The sequence below is a fragment of the Solihabitans fulvus genome (genome assembly GCF_008386585.1).
Classification (GTDB): domain Bacteria; phylum Actinomycetota; class Actinomycetes; order Mycobacteriales; family Pseudonocardiaceae; genus Solihabitans; species Solihabitans fulvus.
In genome coordinates this window covers 107,758-132,729 of sequence record NZ_VUOB01000041.1, presented here as the reverse complement: position 1 = coordinate 132,729, position 24,972 = coordinate 107,758, and the positions used below count along the sequence as shown (strand labels likewise).

At 70.8% G+C, this 24,972-nt stretch carries 25 protein-coding genes; 9 read left to right on the top strand and 16 right to left on the bottom strand.

Features of this window, described 5'->3' with window-relative positions; translation table 11 throughout:
• Nucleotides 1–12: 12 nt before the first annotated feature.
• Both F0L68_RS22525 and F0L68_RS22520 read right to left on the bottom strand, forming a co-directional pair.
• Nucleotides 13–453, bottom strand: coding sequence for an RloB family protein (locus F0L68_RS22525; RefSeq protein ID WP_149851622.1), 441 nt, complete (start codon nucleotides 451–453; stop codon nucleotides 13–15).
• 146 nt (nucleotides 454–599) lie between these two features.
• Nucleotides 600–1,868: an AAA family ATPase gene (locus F0L68_RS22520; protein WP_149851621.1), complete on the bottom strand. Its 1,269-nt coding sequence runs from the start codon at nucleotides 1,866–1,868 to the stop codon at nucleotides 600–602.
• Between the two features lie 144 nt (nucleotides 1,869–2,012).
• On the opposite strand from F0L68_RS22520, the gene F0L68_RS22515 reads away from it, so the two are divergent.
• A complete protein-coding gene (locus F0L68_RS22515) occupies nucleotides 2,013–2,513 on the top strand; it encodes an amino-acid N-acetyltransferase (RefSeq protein ID WP_223199036.1) in 501 nt (166 codons plus the stop codon).
• A 120-nt stretch (nucleotides 2,514–2,633) separates the two neighbouring features.
• A complete protein-coding gene (locus F0L68_RS22510) occupies nucleotides 2,634–3,098 on the top strand; it encodes a phospholipase (RefSeq protein ID WP_149851619.1) in 465 nt (154 codons plus the stop codon).
• A 79-nt stretch (nucleotides 3,099–3,177) separates the two neighbouring features.
• On the opposite strand, the gene F0L68_RS22505 is transcribed toward F0L68_RS22510, so the two are convergent.
• The gene (locus tag F0L68_RS22505) at nucleotides 3,178–5,628 is read right to left on the bottom strand and encodes a DNA translocase FtsK (RefSeq protein ID WP_149851618.1); all 2,451 of its coding nucleotides are present in this window, start codon (nucleotides 5,626–5,628) and stop codon (nucleotides 3,178–3,180) included.
• 117 nt (nucleotides 5,629–5,745) lie between these two features.
• Here F0L68_RS22505 and F0L68_RS22500 point away from each other — a divergent pair, with 117 nt between their 5' ends.
• A complete protein-coding gene (locus F0L68_RS22500) occupies nucleotides 5,746–6,573 on the top strand; it encodes a lysophospholipid acyltransferase family protein (RefSeq protein ID WP_223199035.1) in 828 nt (275 codons plus the stop codon).
• 344 nt (nucleotides 6,574–6,917) lie between these two features.
• On the opposite strand, the gene F0L68_RS42555 is transcribed toward F0L68_RS22500, so the two are convergent.
• Nucleotides 6,918–7,088 (bottom strand): hypothetical protein, encoded by a 171-nt coding sequence (locus F0L68_RS42555; RefSeq protein WP_188316743.1) that lies wholly within the window; start codon nucleotides 7,086–7,088, stop codon nucleotides 6,918–6,920.
• A gap of 397 nt (nucleotides 7,089–7,485) precedes the next feature.
• Between F0L68_RS42555 and F0L68_RS22495 the strand changes: the two genes are divergently transcribed.
• The gene (locus F0L68_RS22495) at nucleotides 7,486–8,463 is read left to right on the top strand and encodes an EamA family transporter (protein ID WP_149851616.1); all 978 of its coding nucleotides are present in this window, start codon (nucleotides 7,486–7,488) and stop codon (nucleotides 8,461–8,463) included.
• Between the two features lie 44 nt (nucleotides 8,464–8,507).
• On the opposite strand, the gene F0L68_RS22490 is transcribed toward F0L68_RS22495, so the two are convergent.
• The 6 genes from F0L68_RS22490 to thyX all read right to left on the bottom strand — a co-directional run bounded on the left by F0L68_RS22490 (nucleotide 8,508) and on the right by thyX (nucleotide 14,618).
• Nucleotides 8,508–10,202, bottom strand: a complete 1,695-nt coding sequence (locus tag F0L68_RS22490) for a ribonuclease J (protein WP_149851615.1) — start codon at nucleotides 10,200–10,202, stop codon at nucleotides 8,508–8,510.
• Nucleotides 10,199–11,152, bottom strand: a complete 954-nt coding sequence (dapA, locus tag F0L68_RS22485) for a 4-hydroxy-tetrahydrodipicolinate synthase (protein ID WP_149851614.1) — start codon at nucleotides 11,150–11,152, stop codon at nucleotides 10,199–10,201. Before dapA ends, F0L68_RS22490 begins: the two co-directional genes overlap by 4 nt.
• A 105-nt stretch (nucleotides 11,153–11,257) precedes the next feature.
• A complete protein-coding gene (locus F0L68_RS22480; protein WP_149851613.1) occupies nucleotides 11,258–11,884 on the bottom strand; it encodes a TIGR03085 family metal-binding protein in 627 nt (208 codons plus the stop codon).
• Between the two features lie 10 nt (nucleotides 11,885–11,894).
• Nucleotides 11,895–13,370, bottom strand: coding sequence for a serine/threonine-protein kinase (locus F0L68_RS22475; protein ID WP_223199034.1), 1,476 nt, complete (start codon nucleotides 13,368–13,370; stop codon nucleotides 11,895–11,897).
• Nucleotides 13,371–13,467: 97 nt separating this feature from the next.
• Nucleotides 13,468–13,860 carry an ACT domain-containing protein gene (locus F0L68_RS22470; RefSeq protein WP_149851612.1) on the bottom strand — a complete coding sequence of 131 codons (393 nt, stop codon included), beginning with the start codon at nucleotides 13,858–13,860 and terminating at the stop codon, nucleotides 13,468–13,470.
• 5 nt (nucleotides 13,861–13,865) lie between these two features.
• Complete coding sequence (gene thyX / locus F0L68_RS22465; protein ID WP_149851611.1) at nucleotides 13,866–14,618, bottom strand: FAD-dependent thymidylate synthase; 753 nt, start codon at nucleotides 14,616–14,618, stop codon at nucleotides 13,866–13,868.
• A gap of 166 nt (nucleotides 14,619–14,784) precedes the next feature.
• Between thyX and F0L68_RS22460 the strand changes: the two genes are divergently transcribed.
• Together F0L68_RS22460 and F0L68_RS22455 are read left to right on the top strand one after the other, a co-directional pair.
• Entirely contained in the window at nucleotides 14,785–15,387 is a 603-nt protein-coding gene (locus tag F0L68_RS22460; protein WP_149851610.1) for a toxin-antitoxin system HicB family antitoxin, read from the top strand.
• A 16-nt stretch (nucleotides 15,388–15,403) separates the two neighbouring features.
• The gene (locus tag F0L68_RS22455; RefSeq protein ID WP_149851916.1) at nucleotides 15,404–16,321 is read left to right on the top strand and encodes a DUF4097 family beta strand repeat-containing protein; all 918 of its coding nucleotides are present in this window, start codon (nucleotides 15,404–15,406) and stop codon (nucleotides 16,319–16,321) included.
• Nucleotides 16,322–16,432: 111 nt separating this feature from the next.
• Here the strand turns inward: F0L68_RS22455 and F0L68_RS22450 are convergent, their stop codons facing one another.
• Nucleotides 16,433–17,641 (bottom strand): winged helix-turn-helix domain-containing protein, encoded by a 1,209-nt coding sequence (locus F0L68_RS22450; RefSeq protein ID WP_149851915.1) that lies wholly within the window; start codon nucleotides 17,639–17,641, stop codon nucleotides 16,433–16,435.
• Nucleotides 17,642–17,763: 122 nt separating this feature from the next.
• On the opposite strand from F0L68_RS22450, the gene F0L68_RS22445 reads away from it, so the two are divergent.
• The 3 genes from F0L68_RS22445 to F0L68_RS22435 are packed head-to-tail and all read left to right on the top strand — an operon-like array spanning nucleotide 17,764 to nucleotide 19,371.
• Complete coding sequence (locus F0L68_RS22445) at nucleotides 17,764–18,324, top strand: GNAT family N-acetyltransferase (protein ID WP_149851609.1); 561 nt, start codon at nucleotides 17,764–17,766, stop codon at nucleotides 18,322–18,324.
• A gap of 47 nt (nucleotides 18,325–18,371) precedes the next feature.
• Complete coding sequence (locus F0L68_RS22440) at nucleotides 18,372–18,902, top strand: YqaA family protein (RefSeq protein WP_188316742.1); 531 nt, start codon at nucleotides 18,372–18,374, stop codon at nucleotides 18,900–18,902.
• A gap of 25 nt (nucleotides 18,903–18,927) precedes the next feature.
• The gene (locus F0L68_RS22435) at nucleotides 18,928–19,371 is read left to right on the top strand and encodes a GyrI-like domain-containing protein (RefSeq protein ID WP_149851608.1); all 444 of its coding nucleotides are present in this window, start codon (nucleotides 18,928–18,930) and stop codon (nucleotides 19,369–19,371) included.
• Between the two features lie 44 nt (nucleotides 19,372–19,415).
• On the opposite strand, the gene F0L68_RS22430 is transcribed toward F0L68_RS22435, so the two are convergent.
• From F0L68_RS22430 to rpsO, 5 genes are all read right to left on the bottom strand, one after another.
• Nucleotides 19,416–19,871 (bottom strand): hypothetical protein, encoded by a 456-nt coding sequence (locus F0L68_RS22430; protein ID WP_149851607.1) that lies wholly within the window; start codon nucleotides 19,869–19,871, stop codon nucleotides 19,416–19,418.
• Nucleotides 19,872–19,929: 58 nt separating this feature from the next.
• Nucleotides 19,930–20,703 carry a 4-hydroxy-tetrahydrodipicolinate reductase gene (gene dapB, locus F0L68_RS22425; protein ID WP_149851606.1) on the bottom strand — a complete coding sequence of 258 codons (774 nt, stop codon included), beginning with the start codon at nucleotides 20,701–20,703 and terminating at the stop codon, nucleotides 19,930–19,932.
• Nucleotides 20,700–22,004, bottom strand: a complete 1,305-nt coding sequence (locus tag F0L68_RS22420; RefSeq protein ID WP_223199033.1) for a M16 family metallopeptidase — start codon at nucleotides 22,002–22,004, stop codon at nucleotides 20,700–20,702. The genes dapB and F0L68_RS22420 overlap by 4 nt, the downstream gene beginning before the upstream one ends.
• A gap of 98 nt (nucleotides 22,005–22,102) precedes the next feature.
• On the bottom strand, nucleotides 22,103–24,358 hold the full coding sequence (locus F0L68_RS22415; RefSeq protein WP_149851604.1) for a polyribonucleotide nucleotidyltransferase: 2,256 nt from the start codon (nucleotides 24,356–24,358) through the stop codon (nucleotides 22,103–22,105).
• 306 nt (nucleotides 24,359–24,664) lie between these two features.
• Nucleotides 24,665–24,934: a 30S ribosomal protein S15 gene (rpsO, locus tag F0L68_RS22410; RefSeq protein WP_149851603.1), complete on the bottom strand. Its 270-nt coding sequence runs from the start codon at nucleotides 24,932–24,934 to the stop codon at nucleotides 24,665–24,667.
• Nucleotides 24,935–24,972: the final 38 nt, after the last annotated feature.

The window sequence follows — 24,972 nt, the reverse complement described above, 5'->3', positions numbered from 1 at the left end:
TTGATCAGGAACTCACGGGGCGTCGACCACCCGCTCGACCAGCCGCCACACGCCGGTCGAGGGGTTGACGGCGTGTTCCTGCCCGATCCGACCAGCATCCTTGGCCCGCCGGACAGCGTCCTCGACCTTGGGCTCGAACAGGGTGAAGTCGAGCTTCTTGTCGTATCCGGAGACGTACTTGCCCAGCACTGCACGAACGCCTTTGTAGCCATCGAGAAAGCTAACGTGGTCCTTGAAATGCAGCAGAAGCCAGTACTCGAAGCAAGGATTCGACACGGCGAGTTGCACGCCATGTCGACGCGCCAGACCAGCGGCCCGCTCAATATCAAATTCATCGACATCGACGACGCACCAAACCTCGTCGAACTCCTCATCGCGATGACGCCTGAGTTCAACGGCATACCGGACAAGATTTTCCGGTGAATCCACCTTCGACTTAACTTTCCGGTGAATCCACCTTCGACTTAACTTTCAGCTTCACACTGCTAAGCCTCTTCAAGCCAGTGAAATATGCTGGTTCAGTCCTCTGCCCGCCACATATGATCAGGATCTGACAACGCTCGTAACGCTTCCGAATGACATCGCGATGCTGACTGTTTCTACGCGATGCCGTCATTGCCGGCCTCAACGAGATCTACATTCTTGAGCACCGAGCGGAAGTCCTGCTCGTCAACTTCCGGAACACCGCCGTATCTGCCCGAGAGATAGCGGCGCTCCAGATTACTCTCCTTACGTGGAGTGAAATCGGTCAACGGATACAGGTCAGTCGCCCCACGGCCGTCCTTGTTGACAAACCAGACTTCGTCTCGCCCCAATCCCTCTTCCGCCAGCGGCGGGTCGAGCAGAGTCGTGTCGTGCGTGGTGAAGATCAACTGAGCGCCGCCCGAGTTCGTACTGGGCGAACGAAACAGTGCCACCAGACGTTGGGTCAGGCCAGGGTGCAGGCTCGTGTCGATCTCGTCGACCACCAACTGCGAACCGTCAGCGAGCGCGGCGAGCACCGACGGGAGCAAGCCGAGCCATACGCGCGTTCCGGCCGATTCCTCATTCGGCTCGAAAGCTACTCCACTCTTGCCGTGCACAAGCCTGATCTCAGAATTCTTTTCCTTACCACGCTCAGCATATTGCATGATCCGACGTCTTTCCTCTGGCGAATAGCCCGCAAAGAGATCAACCTCGACCACAGCGAGATCACGAACTCCGAGATCAGCCGCCCGGAGTAGACCAACCATTTCGCTCGTACGACCCGGCTCGCTTACCAGGAATTCCGCGGCCCGCCGAAAGGAGTTGGATCGGACAGAGACTTCAGCGAAGACCAGTCGGGAGCTGAACCATTCATACACCGGCAGCGCGAGCTCGAAATTCGTCCTGGCCGCGACGCTCAGAAAGAGGGCGTTCGACCGGGTGAGCTCTTCCAGAATTTCAGTTCTTCCTCGTTGAGCGGGAACCGTGCTACCGAATTTGATCTCGTCCAGGGTACGCTCGAATATCACTCGCGAACGCTTGTGCGGATAGCTGAGGAGCCACTCCTCCAACACTCGCTCACCATCAACAGAGAAACCATACGTATAGCGAATTCCTTCGAGCTGCACCTCTATGACGAAAGTGGACGGCTCTCGCGTGGCTGCCGAATCCAGCCGAAAGGGCTGACGTGGCACACCGCGGCCCGGCTCCCAGCCGTACGACTCACGAACCGCGCGTTGCATGAACCGCAGACCGTCCAGCACGTTCGACTTACCCGCCGCATTGGCCCCGTATATCGCGGTCACCGGCAGCGCCGGACGGTCCTTGTCGTAGGCCGGCATGAGTAGAAGCTCCTGCTCGCCCCAGATCGATCGGTGGTTGCCCAACCGGAAGCTGCGCAGCACAGAACACCTCCCTCAGCACAGACTCACTCGTGTTCGTGCAAGTTAACCTCACGAATGAGCCTCAGGCTGCCCCCGGAAGCAAACTTCACTCGCTTGATCAGTTGCCGAGACGCCCCCGAGAGCGACCGACTAGGTTACGTAGCTGTGAACGACCGCATCGTGGTGCGTCGTGCCCGCACCGGAGATGTGCGGCGCATGAAGGCCATCGTCGACCAGTACGCGGGCAAGGTGCTGCTCACCAAGCAGCTCGTGACGCTGTACGAGGACGTCCAGGAGTTCTGGGTGGCCGAGGCGGGCGGTGAGCTGCTCGGCTGCGGGGCGCTGCACGTGCTCTGGGAGGACCTGGCCGAGATCCGCACGATCGCCGTGGTGCCGCAGGCCATCGGGCGCGGCATCGGGCACGCGATCGTCAGCCAGCTCGTCACGGTGGCCAAGGAGCTCGGCCTCGCCAGGATCTTCGTGCTGACCTTCGAGACCGACTTCTTCGCCCGACACGGCTTCGTCGAGATCGACGGCACCCCGGTGTCCCCCGAGGTGTACGACGAGATCCGGCGCTCGGCCGACGAGGGCGTCGCGGAGTTCCTCGACCTGTCCTACGTGAAGCCCAACACACTGGGCAACACGCGGATGCTGCTGAACCTCTGACGGTCGGTCACCCCAGCATCACCCGATGTTCGCGTCGGGTACGCCGAACGGCGCTGTCCGGGGTCGATCTTGGCAGGTACAAACCACGTGGGCCACATCACTCCACGAGGGAGCACCACCATGACAGCGACTTCCCTGCGTCGCGTGTTCCGGCGCGCTGCCGTCGCCATCGCCGCCTCGGCCGCGCTGCTCCTCGGCGCGGGCACCGCGCAGGCCGCCGACATCCAGTCGATCACCGACGACTACCTGTTCCACCACTCGCTGTCGGACTTCATCTCGATCCGCGACCAGGCGCCCTACGCCGGGCAGCTCGACTGGTCCTCCGACGGCTGCTCGCACGTGCCCAACAGCCCGTTCGGCTTCCGGTTCCTGCCCGCCTGCGAGCGGCACGACTTCGGCTACCGCAACTACAAGCGGCAGGGCCGGTTCACCGAGCCCAACCGCAAGCTGATCGACGACAACTTCCGCGCCGACATGTACCACGTCTGCGGCGGCAACTGGGCGTGCCGGCGCACCGCCGACATCTACTACTTCGGCGTCCGCGAACTCGGCGGCAGCCGCGTCGCCATCGTGGACGCGGCATAGTCGGGCTGTTGGTCGCGACGGGAGTCGCGACCAACAACGCCGACGGCAGGCTCGGCGGACGGAGCGTTGATCGCGGGCGTCAGTCCTCGGGGTCGTCCTCCGAGGCACCGCCGCCGCCGCGCAGGGTCCACAGCACCGACTCCAGCTCGTCCGGCTTGATCAGCACCTCGCGAGCCTTGGAGCCCTCGGACGGGCCGACCACGCCCCTGGTCTCCAGCAGGTCCATCAGCCGACCGGCCTTGGCGAAGCCGACCCGCAGCTTGCGTTGCAGCATCGAGGTCGAGCCGAACTGGCTGGTCACGATCAGCTCGGTCGCCTGGATCAGCAGTTCGAGGTCGTCGCCGATGTCGGCGTCGACCTCCTTCTTCTCCCCTGCCTTGGCCGCGGTGACGCCGTCGGTGTACTCCGGCTGCGCCTGGTTCTTCGCGAAGTTGACGATCTCCGCGATCTCCTCGTCGCCGACGAACGCGCCCTGCACGCGCACCGGCCTCGACGCGCCCATCGGCAGATAGAGCGCGTCGCCCATGCCGATCAGCTTCTCCGCGCCCGGCTGGTCGAGGATGACCCGCGAGTCGGTCAGCGAGGACGTGGCGAACGCCAGCCTGGACGGCACGTTCGTCTTGATCAGGCCGGTGACCACGTCGACGGAGGGCCGCTGGGTGGCCAGCACCAGGTGGATGCCGGCGGCGCGCGCCTTCTGGGTGATCCGGACGATGGCGTCCTCGACGTCGCGCGGCGCGGTCATCATCAGGTCGGCCAGCTCGTCGACGATCGCCATGATGTAGGGGTAGGGCCGGTACACCCGCTCGCTGCCCGGCGGCGCCGTGATCTCGCCCGACTTCACCTTCTTGTTGAAGTCGTCGATGTGCCGCACCCGGTTGACCTGCATGTCCTGGTAGCGCTGCTCCATCTCCTCCACCAGCCAGGACAGCGCGGCGGCCGCCTTCTTCGGCTGGGTGATGATGGGCGTGATCAGGTGCGGGATGCCCTCGTACGGCGTCAGCTCGACCATCTTCGGGTCGATCAGGATCATCCGGCACTCCTCCGGCGTCGCCCGCGCGAGCAGCGACACCAGCATGGAGTTGACGAAGCTGGACTTGCCGGAGCCGGTGGAGCCCGCCACCAGCAGGTGCGGCATCTTCGTCAGGTTCGCGGTGACGAAGTTGCCCTCGATGTCCTTGCCGAGCCCGATGACCATCGGGTGGTTGTCGTGCACGGCGGTGCCCGACCGCAGCACGTCGCCGAGCCGCACCATCTCGCGGTCGCTGTTGGGCACCTCGATGCCGACAGCCGACTTGCCGGGGATCGGCGCGAGCAGCCGCACGTTGTCGGTGGCCACCGCGTAGGCGATGTTCTTGGTCAGCGCGGTGATCTTCTCGACCTTCACGCCAGGCCCAAGCTCGACCTCGTATCTGGTGACCGTCGGCCCCCTGGTGAAGCCGGTCACCTGCGCGTCGATGGAGAACTGGTCCAGCACACCGGTGATCGCCTCGATCATGGTGTCGTTGGCCCTGCTGCGCGTCCTTGGCGCGTCGCCGTCCTTGAGGATCGTCGGCGGCGGCAGCCGGTAGTCGCCCTCGACGGTCCTGGTCATGGACAGCTGCTCGGACTTGGCGGCCTTGGCCGCCTTCTCGGCGGGCTCGGCCGCCTTGGCCCGGCTCGGGCGGGCCGACGGTGGCGGCGGCTCCTCCTCGGCCAGCGGCAGCTCCGGCTGGTCCTCGTCGCTCATCGAGGCCTGGCGGCGGCGGGACGGGCGGCGCGGCTTCGCCGGCGGGGCGTCCTCGGCCGTCTCGGCCGACGCGTCCTCCTCGTCGTCGAGCGGCTCCGTCCGGCGGGCGAACAGCTCGCGGAGGCGTTCGGGCACCTGCCGCACCGGGGTGCCGGTCAGCACCAGCAGGCCGTAGACCATCAGCAGCACCAACAGGGGCGCGGCGACCCAGCCGGTCAGGCCCTGCGCGAGGAAGTCGCCGGACAGGAAGCCGAGCGCGCCGCCGGCGTCGCGCCGCGCCTCGCCCGCCGTCGGCAGTCCCGCGCCGAGGTGGAACAGCCCGAGCAGGGGCAGCGACACCAGCAGCGAGCCGATCACGTGGCGCGGCCGGGACTCGGGGTTGGGTTCGGTGCGCATCAGCACGATGCCGAGCACGACGAGCACGATCGGCAGCAGCACGGCCAGCCGGCCGATCGAGCTGCGGACCGCGATCTCCACCCAGCCGCCGACGGGCCCGCCCGCCCGCCACCACACGCCGGCCGCGGTGATCACGGCGAGCGCGATGAGCACCAGCCCGAGCCCGTCCCGCCGGTGCGCCGGGTCCAGCTCCTTGGTGCGGCCGACCGCCCGTGCCATGCCGCCGACGCCCTTGGCGAGCAGCCCCCAGGTCGCGGTGACGCCCTTGCCGAACGACGCGTTGGATCGCTTCGCGGCCGGCCGTTTCGCGGCGGGCCTGCGTGCCCTGGATGCGCCGGACCGGGGCTTCGACCCGCCTCCGCCGCGTGTCGTGCCCTTCCGGGAGGTCCCTGTCCGGCCCGCCATGGTTCCCTACGTTAGTCGTTTCGTCACACCGGCCACATGGGTCACCCGTGTCACGGACCGGCAACTCACGGGCAGGCTCGGAAAGCACGGGCCAAGCCTCGTGCCATGCTCCGGTTCATGGTTGCCCTGAAGACCGGCGGGTACGAGTCGACACGCCGTAGCCACCCCGTTTCGTCAACCCCGCTGTTATGGCGGACCCTCGCGGCCATCGATGAGGGCATGGTCGGGCTCACCGGCCGGCTCGAGGTCACCAGCGACCTGCCGGCGACGCTGCGCGGCCGGCCGATGGTGTTGGCGGCCAACCACATCGGCGTGTTCGACGCGTTCGTGCTGATCGCGGCCTGCCGCAGGCTCGGCTTCGCGCCGAGGTTCATGATCGCCGCCGGCATGCTCGACGCGCCGATCATGGGACCGGCCCTCACGGCCTGCGGGCACCTGCGGGTGGACCGAGGCAAGGCCACCGCGGCCGAGGCGTTCGACCGCGCCGTGACGGCGCTGCGCGGGGGCGGCGCGCCCGTGCTGGCCTACCCGGAGGGCCGGATCAGCCACGAACCGGGCCTGTGGCCGGAGCGCGGCAAGACCGGCGTGGCCAGGATCGCGCTCGCGGCGGGCGTGCCGGTCGTGCCGATCAGCCAGTGGGGCGCGCACGAGGCGGTGTGGTGGGGCACCGAGACGGTCGACGGCTGGGCGGACTTCGCGCCGCTGGCCGCGTCGTGGCTGCGTTCGGTGCGCGACCGGCCGAGGTTCCGCGTGCACTTCGGCGCGCCGGTCGACCTCGGCGGGCTCACGGCCGGCACGCCGGGCGACGCCGTCCGCGCGCACGAGCGGATCATGCGGTCGATCGCGGGCGGGCTCGCACCGCTGCGGGCCGACGAGCCGGACGGCCCGCGCTTCCACGACCCGACGCGGCCGACCGACGGCCGCCGCAGCCCCTGGCGACCCTAGGGGCGCCCGGGGTGCGTGTCCGGTGCGTACCCGGGGGCGCCTTCGCCGTAGGTGACATCCCGTACCCAGTGCAGACGGTTCTCGATCTGCCAGTGCCCTCGTAGACAGTCCGCGATCCAGGTGGGACCAGCCTGGTCGGTGGGCAGGCTGGTGACGATGTGGGTGGTCTCGGCCTTGCCGGTGCCGCGGTGGGTGCGGTGGCAGGTAATGGGGGCGACCTGCGCCGCGGCGGGGAATCCGAGATCGGCGGGTGCGGGCAGCGTGGTCGGGACGCGGTGTTCGGTACGACCGTGCCCGGTGTCGGTGTTGTCGTGCCCGGTGTTATCGGGCCCGGTGTTGTCGGGTCAGGGCAGGTATTTCAGGCGGGCGGCCAGGAGATGTTGGTTGGCATTGACGGTGAACACGTAGTGCGCGCCGTGGCCGGTGCGGTGGTGGACGTGGTCGCGGGTGGTGTGCAGGGCGTCGGCGGTGCGGGGCACGGTGCCGCGCGGGGTCTTGCCGTCCACCGCGATCACGACAGGCTCGTCGGGCGCGAGTTCGGGTGCCGCGTCCAGGTGGTCACCGTCGACTCGGTGCAGGAGGCGGCGCAGCGTGGACTCGGTGGGCGGCTGGTGCCGCCCGGTGACGGGGATCGCGGCGCGCGCCCAGCTCCGCGAGCTTCGACAACCACATGATCAACCCGGGGGGCGTGCTTGCTCCACACCAGGTCCACCGACTTTGCCGGAACCCCACCCGCCCTGGGGGCCGTGCCCTGTGCCAGCCTACGGACGATCTTCGGCCGGGGCCAGCGAGGTGCGGTCGCCTGTGGATGACCGGGCCTGTTGTGGATAGCTCAGCAGCGATGGCCCAGGGCTTCCTTCCGTGCCAGGCAAATCGGACGAGCGTGTCGGTCGCGTCTTGCATACTCGGCGGGTGAGTGTCGACGTCGCTGCCTCGGGTGCCCGACCAGTTGTCCGACCGAGGCTGGGCACGGCGCTCCTGGTCCTGTCGTCGTTCTGCTTCGGCAGTTCCGGGCCGCTCGCCAAGGCCGTGATGGACGTCGGGCTCAGCGCGCCGCAGGTGGCCAGCGCGCGCATCTGCCTCGCGGCGCTGATGCTGCTGCTCGTCGTCGGCGTCGCCGCGCCGGGGCGGTTACGGCCTGCGCGGGGCGAGTGGCGCCTGTTGCTCGGCTACGGGCTGCTCGGCGTCGCGGGTGTGCAGCTGTGCTACTTCGTCGCGGTGTCCCGGCTCCCGGTCGGCATCGCGATGCTGCTGGAGTACCTGTCGCCGATCCTGGTGGTGCTGTGGGTGAGGTTTGTCCGCCGCACCCAGCTGCCGAGGACGATGTGGGCCGGCACGCTGCTCGCCCTGCTCGGGCTGGCGATGGTCGCGCAGGTCTGGCAGGGCCTGCGGCTGGACGCGGTCGGCCTGCTCGCCGGGTTGGGCGCGGCGCTCTGCTCGGCCTCGTACTTCCTGCTCGGCGAGCGCGCCGTCAGCTCCGGCGACCCGGTCGGGCTGGTGACGCTCGGCATGCTGGTCGGCGCGGTGCCGGTCGTGCTGCTCAGCCCGCCGTGGCAGCTGCTCGACGGTGCGGTGCTCGGCCGGCCGACCGACTTCGGCCCGTGGCATCCGCCGGTGTGGTCGATGTTGGTCACCCTCGCCCTGCTCGGCACCGTGCTGGCCTACCTGACCGGGATCACCGCGCTGCGGCACCTGCCGTCGTCGGTGGCGAGCGTGCTCTCGCTGATCGAGCCGGTGGTCGCGGCGGGGGCGGCCTGGGTGCTGCTCGGCGAGGCGCTGAGCCCCGCCCAGCTGGCGGGCGGCGCGGTGCTGTTGGTGGGCGCGCTGGTCGTGCAGTTGGTCAGCCGCAGGCGGTCCGCCCCGGAACCCCTCCCGGTCGAGATGTCATGAGGGTCCCGTCAGGACNNGTCCTGACGGGACCCTCATGACGTGACTCAGACTGGGATGACCGTCGGCACGATCATCGGGCGGCGGCGGTAGGTGTCGGCGACCCAGCGGCCGACCACGCGGCGGATGGCCTGCGCGATCCGGTGCGGGTCGGTGATGCCCTCGGCCTCGGTGCGGGACAGCTCCATCTCCACCAGCGCCACGGCCTGGTCAAGCGCCTTGGGGTCGTCGGAGAACCCGCGCCCGGACACGGTCGGCGGCGACACCGCGCGGCCGGTGCTGGACTGCACGGCCACGCTGATCGAGATGAACCCGCCCTCGCCGAGCACCAGCCGGTCCGACAGGGTCGACTCGCCGACGTCGCCGACCGACAGGCCGTCCACGTACACGTGCCCGACCTCGACCCGACCGCTGATCTGCGCCTTGCCGTCGACGAGGTCGACGACCACGCCGTCCTCGGCGATCACCACGCGGTCCTCGGCCACCCCGGTGCGCACCGCCAGCGCCGCGTTGGCGCGCAGGTGCCGCCACTCGCCGTGCACCGGCATCACGTTGCTCGGCCGCACCGAGTTGTACAGGAACAGCAGCTCGCCCGCCGGGGCGTGGCCGGACACGTGCACCTTGGCGTTGCCCTGGTGCACCACCTGCGCGCCGAGCCGGACAAGGCCGTTGACGACGCCGAACACGGCGTTCTCGTTGCCAGGGATGAGCGAGCTGGCCAGCACCACGGTGTCGCCTGGCTCGATGGAGATCTGCCGGTGCTCGCCGCGCGCCATCCGCGACAGCGCCGACAGCGGTTCGCCCTGCGAACCGGTCGACACGAACAGCACCTGGTCGGACGGCAGCTGCATCGCCACGTCGAGGTCGACGAACAGGCCCTCCGGCACGTGCAGCAGCCCCAGGTCGGCGGCGATGCCCATGTTGCGGACCATCGACCTGCCGACCAGCGCGACGCGCCTGCCGTGCTCAACGGCGACGTCGAGCACCTGCTGCACCCGGTGCACGTGGCTGGCGAAGCACGCCACGATCACGCGCTGGCTCGCCTTGCGGATCACGCCGTCGAGCACCGGGCCGATCTCGCGCTCGGGCACCACGAAACCGGGCACCTCGGCGTTGGTGGAGTCGACCAGGAACAGGTCGACGCCCTCGTCGCCGAGGCGGGAGAAGCCGGCGAGGTCGGTCAGCCTGCCGTCCAGCGGCAGCTGGTCCAGCTTGATGTCGCCGGTGTGCAGCACCAGGCCGGCTGAGGTGCGGATGGCCACGGCCAGCGCGTCCGGGATGGAGTGGTTGACGGCGAAGAACTCGCAGTCGAACGGGCCGTGCGAGCTGTGCTGGCCCTCAGCGACCTCGATCAGGGTGGGGGTCTGCCGGTGCTCGCGGCATTTGGCCGCCAGCAGCGCGAGGGTGAACCGGGAGCCGATCACCGGCAGGTCGGGCCGCTGCTTGAGCAGGAACGGCACCGCGCCGATGTGGTCCTCGTGGCCGTGCGTGAGGACCAGCGCCTCGATGTCGTCCAGCCGGTCCTCGATGGCCCGGAAGTCCGGCAGGATCAGGTCGACACCCGGCTGGTCGTCCTCGGGGAACAGCACGCCGCAGTCGACGATCAGCAGCCGTCCGGCGTGTTCGAAGACGGTCATGTTGCGACCGACCTCGCCGATGCCCCCGAGCGCGACGATGCGCAGGCCGCCTTCAGCCAACGGCGGCGGAGGGGTGGCCTTCTTGCTTTGGTTCACTGCCGTCACTTGCGGACCGTCCCGATGTTCGTGTTGGTGGTGGCGGCGGTGTCCGCGAGGGACACGCCTGCCGCCACGAGGTCGGTGGCGATGGACTGGATGTCGTCCGTGGTCGCCGGGGGCAGCGGCAGGCGAGTGCCGCCGACGTCGTGTCCGCGCAACCCGAGCGCGGCCTTCGCGAAGACGACACCGCCGACGCGGCCCATCGCGCGGCAGACCGGCAGCAGCGAGTGGTGCACGGCGCGGGCAGTGGCCAGGTCGCCGCTGTCGTGCGCGTCGAGCATCGCGCGCAGCCGGTCGGCCACCACGTGGCCGATGACGCTGACGCAGCCGACCGCGCCGACGGACAGCCACGGCAGGTTCAGCGGGTCGTCGCCGGAGTAGTAGGCCAGGTCGGTGCCGGCGATCACCTGGCTGCCGGCGTACAGGTCGCCCTTGGCGTCCTTGACGCCGACGATCCTGGGGTGTTCCGCGAGCCGCAGCAGGGTGTCGACCTCGATGGGGACGACCGAGCGGGGCGGGATGTCGTAGAGCAGCACGGGCAGTTCGGTCGCGTCCGCGACGGCGGTGAAGTGCGCGAGCAGGCCGGCCTGCGGCGGGCGCGAGTAGTACGGCGTCACCACGAGCAGGCCGTGTGCGCCGGCCCGCTCGGCCGCGCGGGCCAGCTCGATGCTGTGCGCGGTGTCGTTGGTGCCGGCGCCTGCCACGACGGTGGCCCGGTCGCCGACGGCCTGCACGACCGCCCGGATGAGGTCGGCCTTCTCCGCGTCGGTCGTGGTCGGCGACTCGCCGGTGGTGCCGTTGACCACGAGGCCGTCGTTCCCGAGCTCCACCAGATGCACGGCGAGCCGCTGCGCCCGGTCCAGGTCCAGCGCGCCGTCGGCGTCGAAGGGCGTGACCATGGCGGTGAGCACCCGGCCGAAGGGTCGGCCCTTGGAGGCGGTGGGACATCCGGTCATGGCGATGACGCTACCGCGTGGCCCCCCGGCCGCCGACCAGGCGTCCTGCATGTCCACGGGGCCCGCATCTGTTAGACGTGGTGGTCAGGGGTGTCGCGGGCCGCGTCACATGCCTCGGTCCAGGCCCTGCACGACCGCGATCGAGGACTGTTCGCCGTCGAACTCGACCACCGCGCGGTCGCGGCCGAAGGCGTGCAGCAACAGCTCGCCGGGCTCGCCGACGACGGTCGCCGTGTTCGGGCCGCGCCGGACGGTCGCCTCGGTGCCGTCCGGGCGGCGCAGCGCGACGCCGACCGGGCTGCGCCGGTAGGTGAGCCTGCCGGCCCTGGTGACGTTGCGCCACAACACCTCGTCGCGCGCGGACTCCGGCGGCCGCGGCTGCCAGTCCTCCCGCGCCCTGCGCACGTCCTCGTGGTGGATGAAGAACTCGGCCGCGTTGACCAGCCCGTCCACCGCAGTGATCGCGTACGGGGACCAGCGCGGCGGGCCGGAGCGCACCAGGTCGACCAGCTCGGCCCACGGCCGCGCCGCGAAGCTCTCCTGCACGCGCCGGGTGCGCCCGGCGAACGAGGACACCGCGATGCCGATGGCCGCGTCCGGGCGTCGCTCGCGCAGCGCCAGGTGCGCGGCGAGGTCCCTGGTCTGCCAGCCCTCGCACCGGGTCGGCGCGTCGGGTCCCAGTTCGGCGAACAGGTCGCAGAGCAGCCGACGTTCCTCGCGCGCCACACTCATGCGGCGAACGCTACTCCCGCTCCTTCAGGACGGGATTGGTGAGCTGCGAGAAGTCCTTGCGCCACAGCACGCAGTAGACGTCGCGCGCGCCGATCTTGTCCTCGCCAGGCGACTGCCACGCCTTGTCGGTCGGCACGATCGCGACGTAGTGCAGCGCGGTGTCCTTGTCCGCCATGGTGATCTGGTCGGAGGAGAAGACCAGCGAGCACCATCCCTCGGCGTAGCGGCTCAGCGGCGCCAGCCCCGGGTAGGCGAGCTTGGGTGCGGAGTCGAAGGTCTCGCTGGCCCCGAAGACCTCGATGTCGTGCGGTTCCTTGCAGCTCACCGTGCCGCTTGAGGCGTAGCGGTGGCCCTGTTCCAGGCGCCCGTTGGCGCAGTAGCTCTTCGACAGCCCGAAGGCGGGCAGCTGGCCGCCTTCGCCGTAGGTCCAGGTCGGCTGCATGGCCGACACCGGCGTGTCGGGGCGGTTGAGCACGTAGCGGTCCGCGAGCACGCCGGCGGTGAGCAGCGCGGCGACCAGCACGAGGGTGACGGGAATCGTGACGCCCCAACGACGTCGGCGGGCGGGGGCCGGTGGCCGCACCTGGACGGTGGCCTGCGGGTAGGGATAGCGGGCGGTCGGCGGGGCGATCGGCGCGGTCACGCCGGCCGCCGAGGGAGCGACCTGGTCGAGCAGCGCCCGCACCTGGGCCGTGGACAGCCGCGCGGCGGGCGAGGCGATCAGCAGTCCGCTGATCGCCGAGGCCAGCGGGCCCTGGCAGCGGGTCAGGAACGGCACCTCGTTGATGATCGCGTGCAGGGTGGCCGCGGTGGAGGATCGCTCGAACGGGATGAAGCCCTCGACGGCGAAGAACAGCGTCGCGCCGAGCGCCCACAGGTCCGACGGCGGGCCGGCCTCGTGGCCGTGCACCCGCTCCGGCGCCATGAATGCTGGCGAGCCGATGAGGGTTCCGCTGGTGGTCAGGCGCGGGTCGTCGACGGCCTGCGCGATGCCGAAGTCGGCCAGCTTCACCCTGCCGTTGGGCAGCACCATGATGTTGCCCGGCTTGACGTCCCGGTGCACGACACCGGCGGTGTGCGCGGCCTCCAGCGCGGACAGCAGCTGCCCGGCGATGGCCGCGACGCGCTCCGGCGGCAGCGGGCCACGGCGCGTCACCTCGTCGCTCAGCGTCGGGGCCTCGACCAGCTCCATGACGATGTAGCTGGTGCCGTCCTCGGCGACGACGTCGAACACGGTGACCACGGCGGGGTCGTTGAGCCGCCCCGCGGTGCGGGCCTCGCGCAGCACTCGTTGCTCGAAGACCGCGCGCTCCTCCGGCGGCACGTCGGCAGGGAGCCGGAGCTCCTTGATCGCCACCTGGCGGCCGATCACCTGGTCCTCGGCCCGCCAGACCACACCCATGCCGCCTCGGCCGATCTCGCCGAGAATCCGGTACCTGCCGGCGACGAGTCTGGCCGATACCGCCTGTCCTTGCTGCTCTGTCACCGTCGGTCTCCTCCACCAGCTCAGGACGGCAGTCACCCTAACGGGGGAACTGCCGCCCTGAGAGCTGATCGAGTGGAATTCGCCGGGCCGGACGACGTCAGTCGGTGCCGCGCACCTCGTTGCCGCCAGCCAGCAGCGCCCGGACGGCGCGGTCCAGGTCGGTGGCCTTCACCAGCAGGTGATCGGTGTCGTAGGTGGACAGCGCGAACAGGCTGACCCCGGCGGCGGCAAGGCCGCCGGACAGCGCGGCCATGATCCCCGTCAGGGTGAACTCCAGCGGCCCCCGCACGGTCAGCAGCCGCCAGCCGTCCTGCACCTGGTCGGTGGCCGGGGCGTGCTCGCTCGGGCAGACGATCGACAGCTCGTCCGGTGTCCTGGTCACCGACACCAGGCCGGGATGGTCGAACAGGCCGGGCGGCACCGGCGCGTCCTGCGGCAGCCGCGCCACGGTGTACTCGCCTGGCCGGACGTCGATCGTCAGCCGGTTCATCCCGGTCAGCCCTCGAGGACGAGCGGGCTGGAGGCCACCTCGGTGCCGTCGGGAAGGGCGGAGATGGTGAAGTCGGCGAACACGTTGGCGGCGGCCTTCTGGAGCTGGCGCAGGCACTCCACGGCCAGCTGGCGGATCTCCACGTCGGCGTGCTCGGTGGCGCGCATCGCGATGAAGTGCCGCCAGGCGCGGTAGTTGCCGGTGACCACGATGCGGGTCTCGGTGGCGTTGGGCAGCACGGCCCGCGCGGCCTGCCTGGCCTGCTTGCGGCGCAGCGTCGCGCTCGGCACGTCGGAGAACTTCCGCTCGAGGCCGGCGAGCAGCTCGTTGTAGGCGGCGACGCTGGCCTCGGCCGCGGCGAGGAACGCGGCGTGCAGCTCGGGGTCGTTGGCGATGACGTCGGGCTCGACCATCGCGGCGTCCCGCTCGGGCACGTACCGCTGGGACAGCTGCGAGTAGGAGAAGTGCCGGTGCCGGATCAGCTCGTGGGTCAGCGAGCGGGAGATGCCGGTGAGGTAGAAGCTGGCCGAGCCGTGTTCGAGCACCGAGAGGTGGCCGACCTCGATGATGTGCTGGAGGTAGCCGGCGTTGGTCGCGGTGGCCGGGTTCGGCTTCTTCCACGACTGGTAGCAGGCGCGGCCGGCGAACTCGGCCAGGGCCTCGCCGCCCTCCGCGTCGGTGGACCAGGGCACGTCCTCCGGCGGGAAGAACTCGGTCTTCGCGATCAACTGCACCTTCGGCGACACCGTCTCGGTCACGGTCTGCTGCCCCTTTTCTGTTCTCGGCGCACCCACCCATGCTGCGGGTCTGCACCCCACGACTGCCGCGCGCAGCGTAACCGCCGGCCGGGGACGACGCCGAGGTGACGTCACCCGGCGTCAGGAATCGCTTGACCGACGTCGCAGGTGACGTCATAGTGATGTCATGGATCTCACGCCGTACATCACCACGTTGCGCGAGGACCTCACGACCGCCGCTTCCGCCGGGGACGAACAGACCCGCCGCACCGCCGCCGTGTTGTCCGCCGCGATCGAGCCGGCCGCCCGGCTGGCGATCATGAACGCCCTGTCCGACCTGGCAGCGGAGGTCACGGTGGCCCTCGAGGACCGCGTGGTCGACGTGCGGCTCGACGGCAGGGACGTGCAGGTCGTCGTCAGCGGGGCGACCCACCGGGAGCCGGAACCCGAGCAGGAGGAGATGACGTCACCGCCGCCCATGGGTGACGCCACCGGCGACATCAGCCGGATCACGCTCCGGCTGCTCGACGAGATCAAGGGCAAGGCCGAGCGCGCCGCGTCGGCCCAGGGCGTGTCCCTGAACACCTTCGTGGCGCAGGCGGTGCAGGGCGCGCTGCACGGCGCCGGCCGGGGCCGTGGCCAGGGCGGCCCGTGGGGGCAGGGCGGCCCGTGGGGGCAGCGCGGCGGGCCATGGGGCCAGGGCGGCCCGTGGGGCGGCGGCGGCCGACCGGACCGGGGCGACGACGGCGGCCGGGGCTCGTCCCGCGTCCGTGGCTGGGTACAGGGCTGAGGGGGACGTGGACACGATGTCGGAAGACTTCACCGCCGAAGGCGTCGCCGAGGGCCCGGAGGCCGTCGTGCGCCGGCAGAGCTTCGAGGCGGACGGGCCGATCGAACTCGACCTCGCCGTGACGACCGGGCGCGTCGAGGTGCGGCTCGTCGACGAGCCGGGGGTCGACGTCGAGGTGCGGCACGAGCCTGCGCAGGGCGGGTCGTGGACCGAGGAGCTGAACGGCCTGCTGAGCTGGGTGAACGACCAGTTCGGCGGCCAACGGCAGGACTCGACGCCGGCCGAGGCGGTGCGGCAGGCCAGGATCGAGCTGACCGGCCAGGTGCTGCGGGTGCACTCGGCGAAGGCGCTGCCGCTGCGGACCACCCCGCTCGCGGTGGTGGTGCGGGCCAAGAACGGCTCGCACGTCACCGTGCGCACCGGGGCGGCCGCCGTCACCGTCACCGGGTCGGCGGGCAGGCTGGACGTGTCGGCCGGCACCGGCGACGTGTCCGTCGACCGCGCGGACGGATCCGCCCAGGTGACGTCGGGGTCGGGCGCCGTCCGGCTCGGCCCGATGCTCGGCGGGCTGCGGGCGAAGACCGGCAGCGGGGACATCGAGGTGTCCTCGGTCGGCGGGGAGACGATGCTGCACACGGGCAGCGGCGACGTGTGGCTCGGCGCGGTGCAGAACGACGTGCAGGCGCGGACCGGAACCGGCGACCTGACCATCGCCGACGCCGCATGCGGCCGCGTCACCCTGGCCACCGGTTCCGGGGAGATCCGCGTCGGCATCCGTTCGGGCACCGCCGCGCAGGTCGACCTGGCCTCGAGCTCCGGTCAGGCGCGCAGCGAGCTGGAGGTCGCAAGCCAGCCACCGGCCGAGCAGCCGTCGCTGTTCGTGCGCGGCCGCACCGGCAGCGGCGACGTGGTGGTCACCACCTCGGTCGGTTGAGCCGCCCGGGAGCGCTGGCCTTGGGGTGACGTCAGTGGATGAGGTGCGCCGGGGGCGCATCCGGCCGGGGCGGGTGTGCGGCGAGGGGCGCGCACCCGCCCCGGCGCGCGCTCAGCGACACAGCTTCCGCAGGCTCGCCGCCAGGTCGCCCCGCTTGCCGACCGCGACGCTGTCCAGGCCAAGCCAGTCGGCCATCAGCCGCAGCTCGGCAGCCAGCTCGACGACCGTCCTCGCCTGGTCGGCGCCGGGCTCGGCGAACGCCCCCGGCACGCGCAGCACGCCGGCCGCGCGGTCGGCCTTGAGGTCCACCCTGGCCACCAGCTCCTCGTCCAGCAGGAACGGGAACACGTAGTAGCCGTGCACCCGCTTGGGCTCCGGCACGTAGATCTCGATGCGGTAGTGGAAGTCGAACAGCCGCTCGGTGCGGTCCCGCTCCCAGATCAGCGGGTCGAACGGGCACAGCAACGCCCGCCCGGTGACGCGCCGGGGCGTCCGCGCGTCCACGTGCCGGTACGCCTGGTGCCGCCAGCCCGGCACCGTCACGGGTTCGAGCAGCCCCTCCTCGACCAGCTCGGCGACCGCCTGCCGGCTGCTGTTCGGCCGGAGCCGGTAGTAGTCGCGCAGGTCGGGCTCGGTGGCCACGCCGTGCGCCACCGCCGCCCTGCGCACCAGCTCGCGGGCCGCGTCGGCCTCGGAGACCTCGGGCGCGGCGAGCACCTCCGCCGGGAACACCCGCTCCGGCAGGTCGTACTGCCGCTCGAAGCCCCGACGCGTGCCGGTGGTCAGCTCGCCGATGGCGAACAGCCACTCGCAGATGATCTTCACGTCCGAGCGGTTCCACCAGCCGCCCCGCACCCGCTCCGACTCCCCGCCGAGCGCGCGCTCCAGCGTGCCCGCGCCGACCGGACCCAGCTCCTTGACCGCCGCGAGCACCTCGGCGACCAGCGCGGGCGAGCGGTGCGCGGCCTGCCAGTACCTGCCCTGCTTCGTCTCGAACTGCCGCATCCGCCAGCGCAGCAGCGGCCAGTCGGCGACCGGCACGAGGCTGGCCTCGTGCGCCCAGTACTCGGCGAGCAGCCTCGGCCGCTTCGCCTGGTGCGCCCACGCCGCGTTGTCCAGCAGCTCCGGCGCGTACGCCCCCAGCCGGCTGAACAGCGGCGCGTAGTGCGCCCGGACGGCCACGTTGACCGAGTCGAGCTGGATCAGCTGAACCCTGGACAGCACCCGTTGCAGGTGGCGGCGCGTCGGCGGGCCGGAAGGCCGGGGGTCGGCGAAACCCTGGGCAGCCAGCGCGGTGCGGCGGGCGACCGCCGGGCTCATCGTCTGCACGACCGGATGTTCTCACCACCCACCGACAGCGCGGGGCCGATCCCCGCGAAGTGGGCCACTTGAGCCACACCTGCGCGCCTCCGGCACAGCGCGGGTCCGCTAGGTTTCCGCGCATGGCCGAAGCCGCCGTCCGACCAGCCACCCTGCACGACGCGCCGGAGATCGCGCGCATCCAGGTCGACACCTGGCGCACCGCCTACAACGAGCTGTTGCCCGAGGCGGTGCTCGCCGGCCTCGACGTCGACGGCGTCGCGGGGTCCTGGCGGCAGGCCGTCGAGGAGGACGGGGTCACGCTCCTCGTCGCCACCGAGGGCAGCTGGGTCGTCGGCTTCTGCGCCGCGGGGCCGGCGCCGCGCGACGAGGTCGCCGCGGCGGACGGCGGCCTGCCGGCGGACGCCGAGACCACCGTGCTGGTCGGCACGCTGCTGGTCGAGCCGCGCTGGGGCCGCAGGGGCCACGGCGGCCGGCTGCTCGCCACGGCGGCGCACGCCCTGCACAAGCGGGGCGCCACGCGGGGCATCGCCTGGGTGCCCGAGGCGGACGCCGCGTCGCTCGCGTTCTACCTCTCGGTCGGCTGGACGGCCGACGGCACGGTCCGCACGCTGGACGCCGATGGGCGGCCATTGCGCGAAATCCGCCTTACCGGGGGGTTAGCCCTACCGTTTCGCGACTGAGGCGCTGCTACCGTCGAAAGGGAATCCATCCCGGGGGAGCTGTGCCTGTGCTGACGTGGTTGTGCGTGACCCTCGGTGTCGCGATCGGCTCAGCACTCCTGCCACTGATCAGCATCGAGGTGTTCCTACTCGGTCTGGTCACCTCGCATCCCGGCATGTCGCCCTGGGCGCTCGGCGCGGTGATCGCCGTCGGCCAGATCAGCGGCAAGATGCTGTACTTCCTCGCCGCAAGGGGTTCGCTGAAGCTGCCGAACTTCCTGCACCGCAAGCGCGATCCGGACGCCGAGGTGTCGCCGCGCCGGGCGCTGTGGCTGGCCAAGACGGCCCGCGTCCGCGGTTGGCTCAGCCGGCTGCGGGACCGCTGCCACCGCCATCCACAGTGGATGATCGGCACGCACGCGGTGAGTTCGCTGGTCGGCATCCCGCCGTTCATGGCGACGACCGTGCTGGCCGGGCTGGCCGACATGTCGATCACCGCGTTCGTGACCACCGGCGTGATCGGCCGGTTCATCCGCTTCACCGTGCTGGCCGCGTCGCCCGCCCTGTTTGCCGGCTGGATGCACCTGCACCACCATTGACGGCGGGCGGACAGGAGACGGACCAATGGATCACGTGGTGACACTGGAGAACGCCGAGGCGCGTCCGACGGCGGTGGTCCCGGCACGGACCACGTGGCAGGACTTCCCCACGCAGTGGAAGGGCATGCTCGACGAGGTCTGGGCATGCCTGAACGCGGCCGGGATCAGCCGAGGGTGCCGCAACGTGATGCTCTACCTGGACGATGTGCCCAACGTCGAGATCGGCGTCGAGCTGACGCAGCCGTGCCCGCTGCGCGGTCGGGTCGTGGCATCCGCCCTGCCGGCAGGACGAGTCGCCGTGACCGTCCACCGTGGCAGCTACGCGGAGCTGGGGTCAGCGCACCGGGCCGTCGTCGAGTGGTGCGCCGCGCGGGGACACGACCTGGCCGGTCCGCGCTGGGAGGTCTACGGACCGCACCGGGACGATCCTGCCGAGATCGAAACGCACGTCTACCACCTGCTGGCCTGAGCCGCCGGCTCGGCGACGGCGGACCACGCGGTGCCGCCCCGCCGCTACTGGCTCGGCGCGCCGCCGCCGTACAGGTCGATCGACTTGCGCATGGCCTCGCGGGCCCTGCCGCGGTCTCCCGCGATGTCGTAGCCGTGCGCCAGCCGGAACCAGGCGCGCCAGTCCTCCGGCGCGGCCTCCACCTCGGCGCGGCGCTCCTCGAACCACGCGTCGGCGGCGTCCCGGTCGATCCGGCCGGACGGGCGGCGCGGCAGCTGCGAGGTGTCGGGCAGGCCGCCCTCGTCCGCGAGCTGCCGCGCCATCCGCTCGGTCCGCACGCCGAACCGCAGGTTCACCACGGCGATCCAGGCCCCGATCACCGGCAGGATCAGCACCCCGACACCGAGCCCGATGCCCACCGCCTCGCCGGTGCCGATCAGCGCGATCGCGCGTCCGGCGAGCAGCACGAAGTACACCGCCAACGCGGCGGTGAGCAGCAGGGCGACGGTGCGGGTCTTCACTGGGTCCTCAGGGTTGGCAGGGGAACGGATCCTTGCTGCGAAACAGGTTCTGCAACGGTCACAGGTCCAGGAACTTGTCCAGGCCGACGGTGAGGCCGGGGTGCGTGCGGATCTCCCGCACCGCGAGCAGCACGCCGGGCATGAACGACGTGCGGTCCAGCGAGTCGTGCCGAATGGACAGCGTCTCGCCAGCCATGCCGAACAGCACCTCCTGGTGCGCGATCAGGCCGGACAGCCGGATCGAGTGCACCCGGACACCGTCGACCAGCGCGCCGCGCGCACCGTCCACTTCGGCGGTGGTGGCGTCGGGGCTGAGCCCGAGGCCCGCGGCGGCGCGCGCCTTCTCGACGAGCGCGGCGGTGTGCGTCGCCGTGCCCGACGGCGCGTCCGCCTTGCGCGGGTGGTGCAGCTCGATGATCTCCACCGACTCGTAGTACTTCGCCGCCAGCTCGGCGAACCGCATCGACAGCACCGCGCCGATGGCGAAGTTCGGCGCGAGCAGCACCCCGAGCTCAGGCTTCGGCGCCAACCACGCGCCGATGGCGGCCATCCGCTGCTGGTCGAAGCCGGACGTACCCACCACGCAGTGGATGCCCCGATCGACGCAGAACCGGACGTTGTCCATCACGACGTTGGGGTGGGTGAAGTCGACGACGACCTCGACACCGGCGTCGGACAGGGCGGCCAGCGGGTCGCCCGCGTCGACCGTGGCCACCAGCTCCATGCCGTCGGCGGCCGCGACGGCGCGGCACACCTCGGCGCCCATGCGTCCTCGCGCGCCGATCACCCCGACCCTGATCGGGTCGGCGGAACGGGGGGCGGGCTGCGTCACGTGATCACCTCATGAACCTCGGCCGGCAGATCGTCGAGGTGAGCGTAGGGGCCGACGACCGCGGCGGCGACGGGGCGTCGGATCAGCTCGCGGGCGAGCTGGGCGACGTCCTCCGCGGTGACCTCGTTGATCCGCGCCAGCGTCTGCTCCACGGTGAGGTGGTCGCCGTAGTTCAGCTCGCCCTTGCCGATCCGGGACATCCGCGCGCTGCTGTCCTCGAGCCCGAGCACCAGTCCCCCGCGCAGCTGACCCTTGCCCCTGGCCACCTCGGCGTCGGTCAGGCCGCTGGTGGCGAGCGTGCCGAGCACCTCGCGCACCACGCCTGCCACGTCGCCGAGCCGGTCGGGCTGGCAGCCCGCGTACACGGTGAGGCTGCCGGTGTCGGCGTAGGAGGCCACCGAGGAGTACACCTGGTAGGCCAGCCCGCGCCGCTCCCTGACCTCCTGGAACAGCCGCGAGCTCATGCCGCCGCCGAGCGCCGCGTTGAGCACGCCGAGCGTGAACCGCCGGTCGTCGTGCCGGTCCAGCGCCCGCACGCCGAGCATCAGGTGCGCCTGCTCGGTGTCGTCGGTGTGCAGCACGATCTTGCGTGCCGAGGCGATGCGCGCCCTGCCCATCCTCGGCGCGATCGGGCTGTTGTGCACGTCCAGCCGGTCGCCGAGTGCCTTGCGCACCAGGCGAAGCACCTGCGCGTGCTCGACGTTGCCCGCGACGGCGAACACCATCTTGGGCAGCGTGTAGCGGCGCCGGTAGAAGCCGTAGAGCGCGTCCCTGGTCATCGCGCCGATCGACGCCTCGGTGCCGAGCACCGGACGTCCCAACGCGTGTTCGCCGAGCAGCGCGTCGGAGAACGCGTCGTGCAGCAGGTCCTCGGGGTCCTCGTCGCGCATGGCGATCTCCTCGAGGACCACCCCGCGCTCGGTCTCCACGTCCCGCTCCTCGCACAGCGCGTCGAAGACGACGTCGCTGACGAGGTCGACGGCCAGCGGCAGGTCCTCGTCGATCACGTGCGCGTAGAAGCAGGTGTGCTCCTTGGCGGTGAACGCGTTCAGCTCGCCGCCGACCGCGTCGATCTCCTCGGCGATCTGCGCAGCGCCGCGCCGCTTGGTTCCCTTGAACAGCAGGTGTTCCAGGTAGTGCGCGGCACCGGCCACGTCGGACCGCTCGTCACGCGAACCGACCCCGACCCACACGCCGACCGAGGCCGACCGCACGCCGGGAATCCGCTCGGTGACCACTCGCAGGCCCGAGGGCAGGGTGGTGCGCCGCACCACTCCGCCGTCGTCCGTGCGCTCCAGCACCCGGGTGCTCCCTGGCCGCTGGAGGTGGCCAGGACTCCCCTGACGCGGACGGCCGCGGGTGCCCGAAGCACCCGCGGCCGCCGCCTTGTTGCCAGTTGTCACTGCGCTGCGGGCTCCGCAACGACCTCCGAAGAGGACGCGGGCGCGGCGTCAGCGGCCGGCGCGGCAGCGTCGTCGTCGCTCACGACGACGAGGCTGATCTTGCCGCGCTGGTCGATGTCGGCGATCTCGACGCGGAGCTTGTCGCCGACCTTGACGACATCCTCCACCTTCGCGATGCGCTTCCCGTTGCCCAGCTTGGAGATGTGCACCAGGCCGTCCTTGCCGGGGAGCAGGGAGACGAACGCGCCGAACGCCGCGGTCTTCACCACGGTGCCGAGGAAGCGCTCGCCGACCTTCGGCAGCTGCGGGTTGGCGATCGCGTTGATCATGTCGATCGCGGCCTCGGCCGAAGGGCCGTCCGCCGCGCCGACGTAGATCGTGCCGTCATCCTCGATGGAGATGTCGGCACCGGTCTGCTCGGTGATCGAGTTGATCATCTTGCCCTTCGGGCCGATGACCTCGCCGATCTTGTCGGTCGGGATCTTGACCGACGTGACGCGCGGCGCGAACGGGCTCATCTCGTCCGGCGAGTCGATGGCCTCGGCCATCACCTCGAGGATGGTGAGTCGCGCGTCGCGGGCCTGGCCGAGGGCCTGGCCGAGCACCTCGGACGGGATGCCGTCGAGCTTGGTGTCGAGCTGGAGCGCGGTCACGAACTCCTTGGTGCCGGCCACCTTGAAGTCCATGTCGCCGAACGCGTCCTCGGCGCCGAGGATGTCGGTCAGCGCGACGTAGCGGGTCTCGCCGTCGACCTCGTCGGACACCAGGCCCATGGCGATACCCGAGACCGGCGCCTTCAGCGGCACGCCGGCGTTGAGCAGCGACATGGTCGAGGCGCAGACCGAGCCCATCGAGGTGGAGCCGTTGGAGCTCAGCGCCTCGGAGACCTGGCGGATCGCGTAGGGGAACTCGTCCCGCTTGGGCAGCACCGGCATCAGGGCGCGCTCGGCGAGCGCGCCGTGGCCGATCTCGCGGCGCTTGGGCGAGCCGACCCGACCGGTCTCACCGGTCGAGAAGGGCGGGAAGTTGTAGTGGTGCAGGTAGCGCTTGTGCGTCTCGGGGGACAGCGAGTCGATCTGCTGTTCCATCCGCAGCATGTTCAGCGTGGTGACACCCAGGATCTGGGTCTCGCCGCGCTCGAACAGGGCCGAGCCGTGCGCCCTCGGGATGATGGCGACCTCGGCGGACAGCTGCCGGATGTCGGTCAGCCCACGGCCGTCGATGCGGACCTTGTCGCGCAGGATGCGCTGGCGGACCAGCTTCTTGGTCAGCGAGCGGAACGCGGCGCCGATCTCCTTCTCGCGGCCGGCGAACGGCGAGTCGTCGCCGTCGATGACGCGCTCGAGGGCGAGGCCCTTGATCTCGTCGGTGCGCGCCTCACGGTCGTGCTTGCCGGCGATGGTCAGCGCCTCGGCCAGCTCGGTGGAGACGGCCTTCTCGACGGCCTCGAACGCGTCCGGCTGGTAGGCCGGGTACGTCGGGAACTCGCCGGTGGCCTTCGCGGCGACCTCGGCCAGCTTGGCCTGGGCCTCGCAGAGGACCTTGATGAACGGCTTCGCGGCCTCGAGGCCCGCGGCGACGATCTCCTCGGTGGGCGCCTGGGCGCCCTCGGCGACGAGGTCGATGACGTTCTCGGTCGCCTCGGCCTCGACCATCATGATCGCGACGTCGCTGCCGGCGATGCGGCCGGCGACGACCATGTCGAACACGGCCTTCTCGAGCTGCTCGTGGGTCGGGAACGCGACCCACTGGCCCTCGATCAGGGCCACCCGCACGCCGCCGATCGGGCCGGAGAAGGGCAGGCCGGCGAGCTGCGTGGACGCCGAGGCGGCGTTGATGGCCACCACGTCGTACAGGTCCTGCGGGTTGAGGCTCTGGACCGTGATGACGACCTGGATCTCGTTGCGCAGACCGTCCACGAAGGACGGGCGCAGCGGGCGGTCGATCAGGCGGCAGGTCAGGATGGCGTCCGTGGACGGCCTGCCCTCACGGCGGAAGAAGGAGCCGGGGATACGCCCTGCGGCGTACATGCGCTCCTCGACGTCCACGGTGAGCGGGAAGAAGTCGAAGTGCTCCTTCGGGTGCTTCGACGCCGTGGTCGCCGAGAGCAGCATGGTCTCGTCGTCCAGGTAGGCGACGACGGCGCCGGCGGCCTGGCGGGCCAGGCGGCCGGTCTCGAAGCGGATCGTGCGTGAGCCGAACTTGCCGTTGTCGATAACGGCGGTCGTCTCGTGGACCTCAAAGTCCGTCAATGTAGTTCTCTCCTCGTCTTTTGAGCCGTGGTACGCCCTGCGCCGGAGCACGGTTCTGACGAGGCCGGTCTTCGATCGAAGTTCCCGGGTGCCGTCGCGAGCGCCCTCCTGGCGCTCAGCTCGACCCGGGAACCACTACCGAGGACCGGCGAACTGGTCTCCGTTGCGCGGTGCGCTGGCCCTGTCTTCACTTGTGTGTCGGGTCGGTTCTACACCGAACCCTGGTGATACGCCGAGGGGGAGTGAGCGGCCGCGGTGAACTCCTCACAGAGCACCGACGAACCCCTCACTCCCCCTCGGGACGCGTCACCTACGCAGGCCGAGCCGCTTGATCAGCGAGCGGTAGCGCTCGATGTCCACGCTCGCCAGGTAGCCGAGCAGTCGACGGCGACGGCCGACGATCAGCAGCAGGCCACGGCGGGAGTGGTGGTCGTGCTTGTGCGTGCGCAGGTGTTCGGTCAGGTCGTTGATGCGCTTGGTCAGCAGCGCGACCTGGGCCTCGGGGGAGCCGGTGTCCGAGTCGTGGACGCCGTACTCGGCGAGGATCGTCTTCTTCTGGTCGGTGGTCAGCGCCACGTCGTTCTCTCCTTGTACCTCATGCGGTTCCGTGTGAC

Bases quoted from the DNA above. Each gene is read 5' to 3' on its own strand.
- F0L68_RS22510 (WP_149851619.1), top strand. From the start codon at position 2,634: ATGACAGCGACTTCCCTGCGTCGCGTGTTCCGGCGCGCTGCCGTCGCC.
- F0L68_RS22505 (WP_149851618.1), bottom strand. From the start codon at position 5,628: ATGGCGGGCCGGACAGGGACCTCCCGGAAGGGCACGACACGCGGCGGA.
- F0L68_RS22500 (WP_223199035.1), top strand. From the start codon at position 5,746: ATGGTTGCCCTGAAGACCGGCGGGTACGAGTCGACACGCCGTAGCCAC.
- dapA (WP_149851614.1), bottom strand. From the start codon at position 11,152: ATGACCGGATGTCCCACCGCCTCCAAGGGCCGACCCTTCGGCCGGGTG.
- F0L68_RS22480 (WP_149851613.1), bottom strand. From the start codon at position 11,884: ATGAGTGTGGCGCGCGAGGAACGTCGGCTGCTCTGCGACCTGTTCGCC.
- F0L68_RS22470 (WP_149851612.1), bottom strand. From the start codon at position 13,860: ATGAACCGGCTGACGATCGACGTCCGGCCAGGCGAGTACACCGTGGCG.
- F0L68_RS22460 (WP_149851610.1), top strand. From the start codon at position 14,785: ATGGATCTCACGCCGTACATCACCACGTTGCGCGAGGACCTCACGACC.
- F0L68_RS22455 (WP_149851916.1), top strand. From the start codon at position 15,404: ATGTCGGAAGACTTCACCGCCGAAGGCGTCGCCGAGGGCCCGGAGGCC.
- F0L68_RS22450 (WP_149851915.1), bottom strand. From the start codon at position 17,641: ATGAGCCCGGCGGTCGCCCGCCGCACCGCGCTGGCTGCCCAGGGTTTC.
- F0L68_RS22445 (WP_149851609.1), top strand. From the start codon at position 17,764: ATGGCCGAAGCCGCCGTCCGACCAGCCACCCTGCACGACGCGCCGGAG.
- F0L68_RS22435 (WP_149851608.1), top strand. From the start codon at position 18,928: ATGGATCACGTGGTGACACTGGAGAACGCCGAGGCGCGTCCGACGGCG.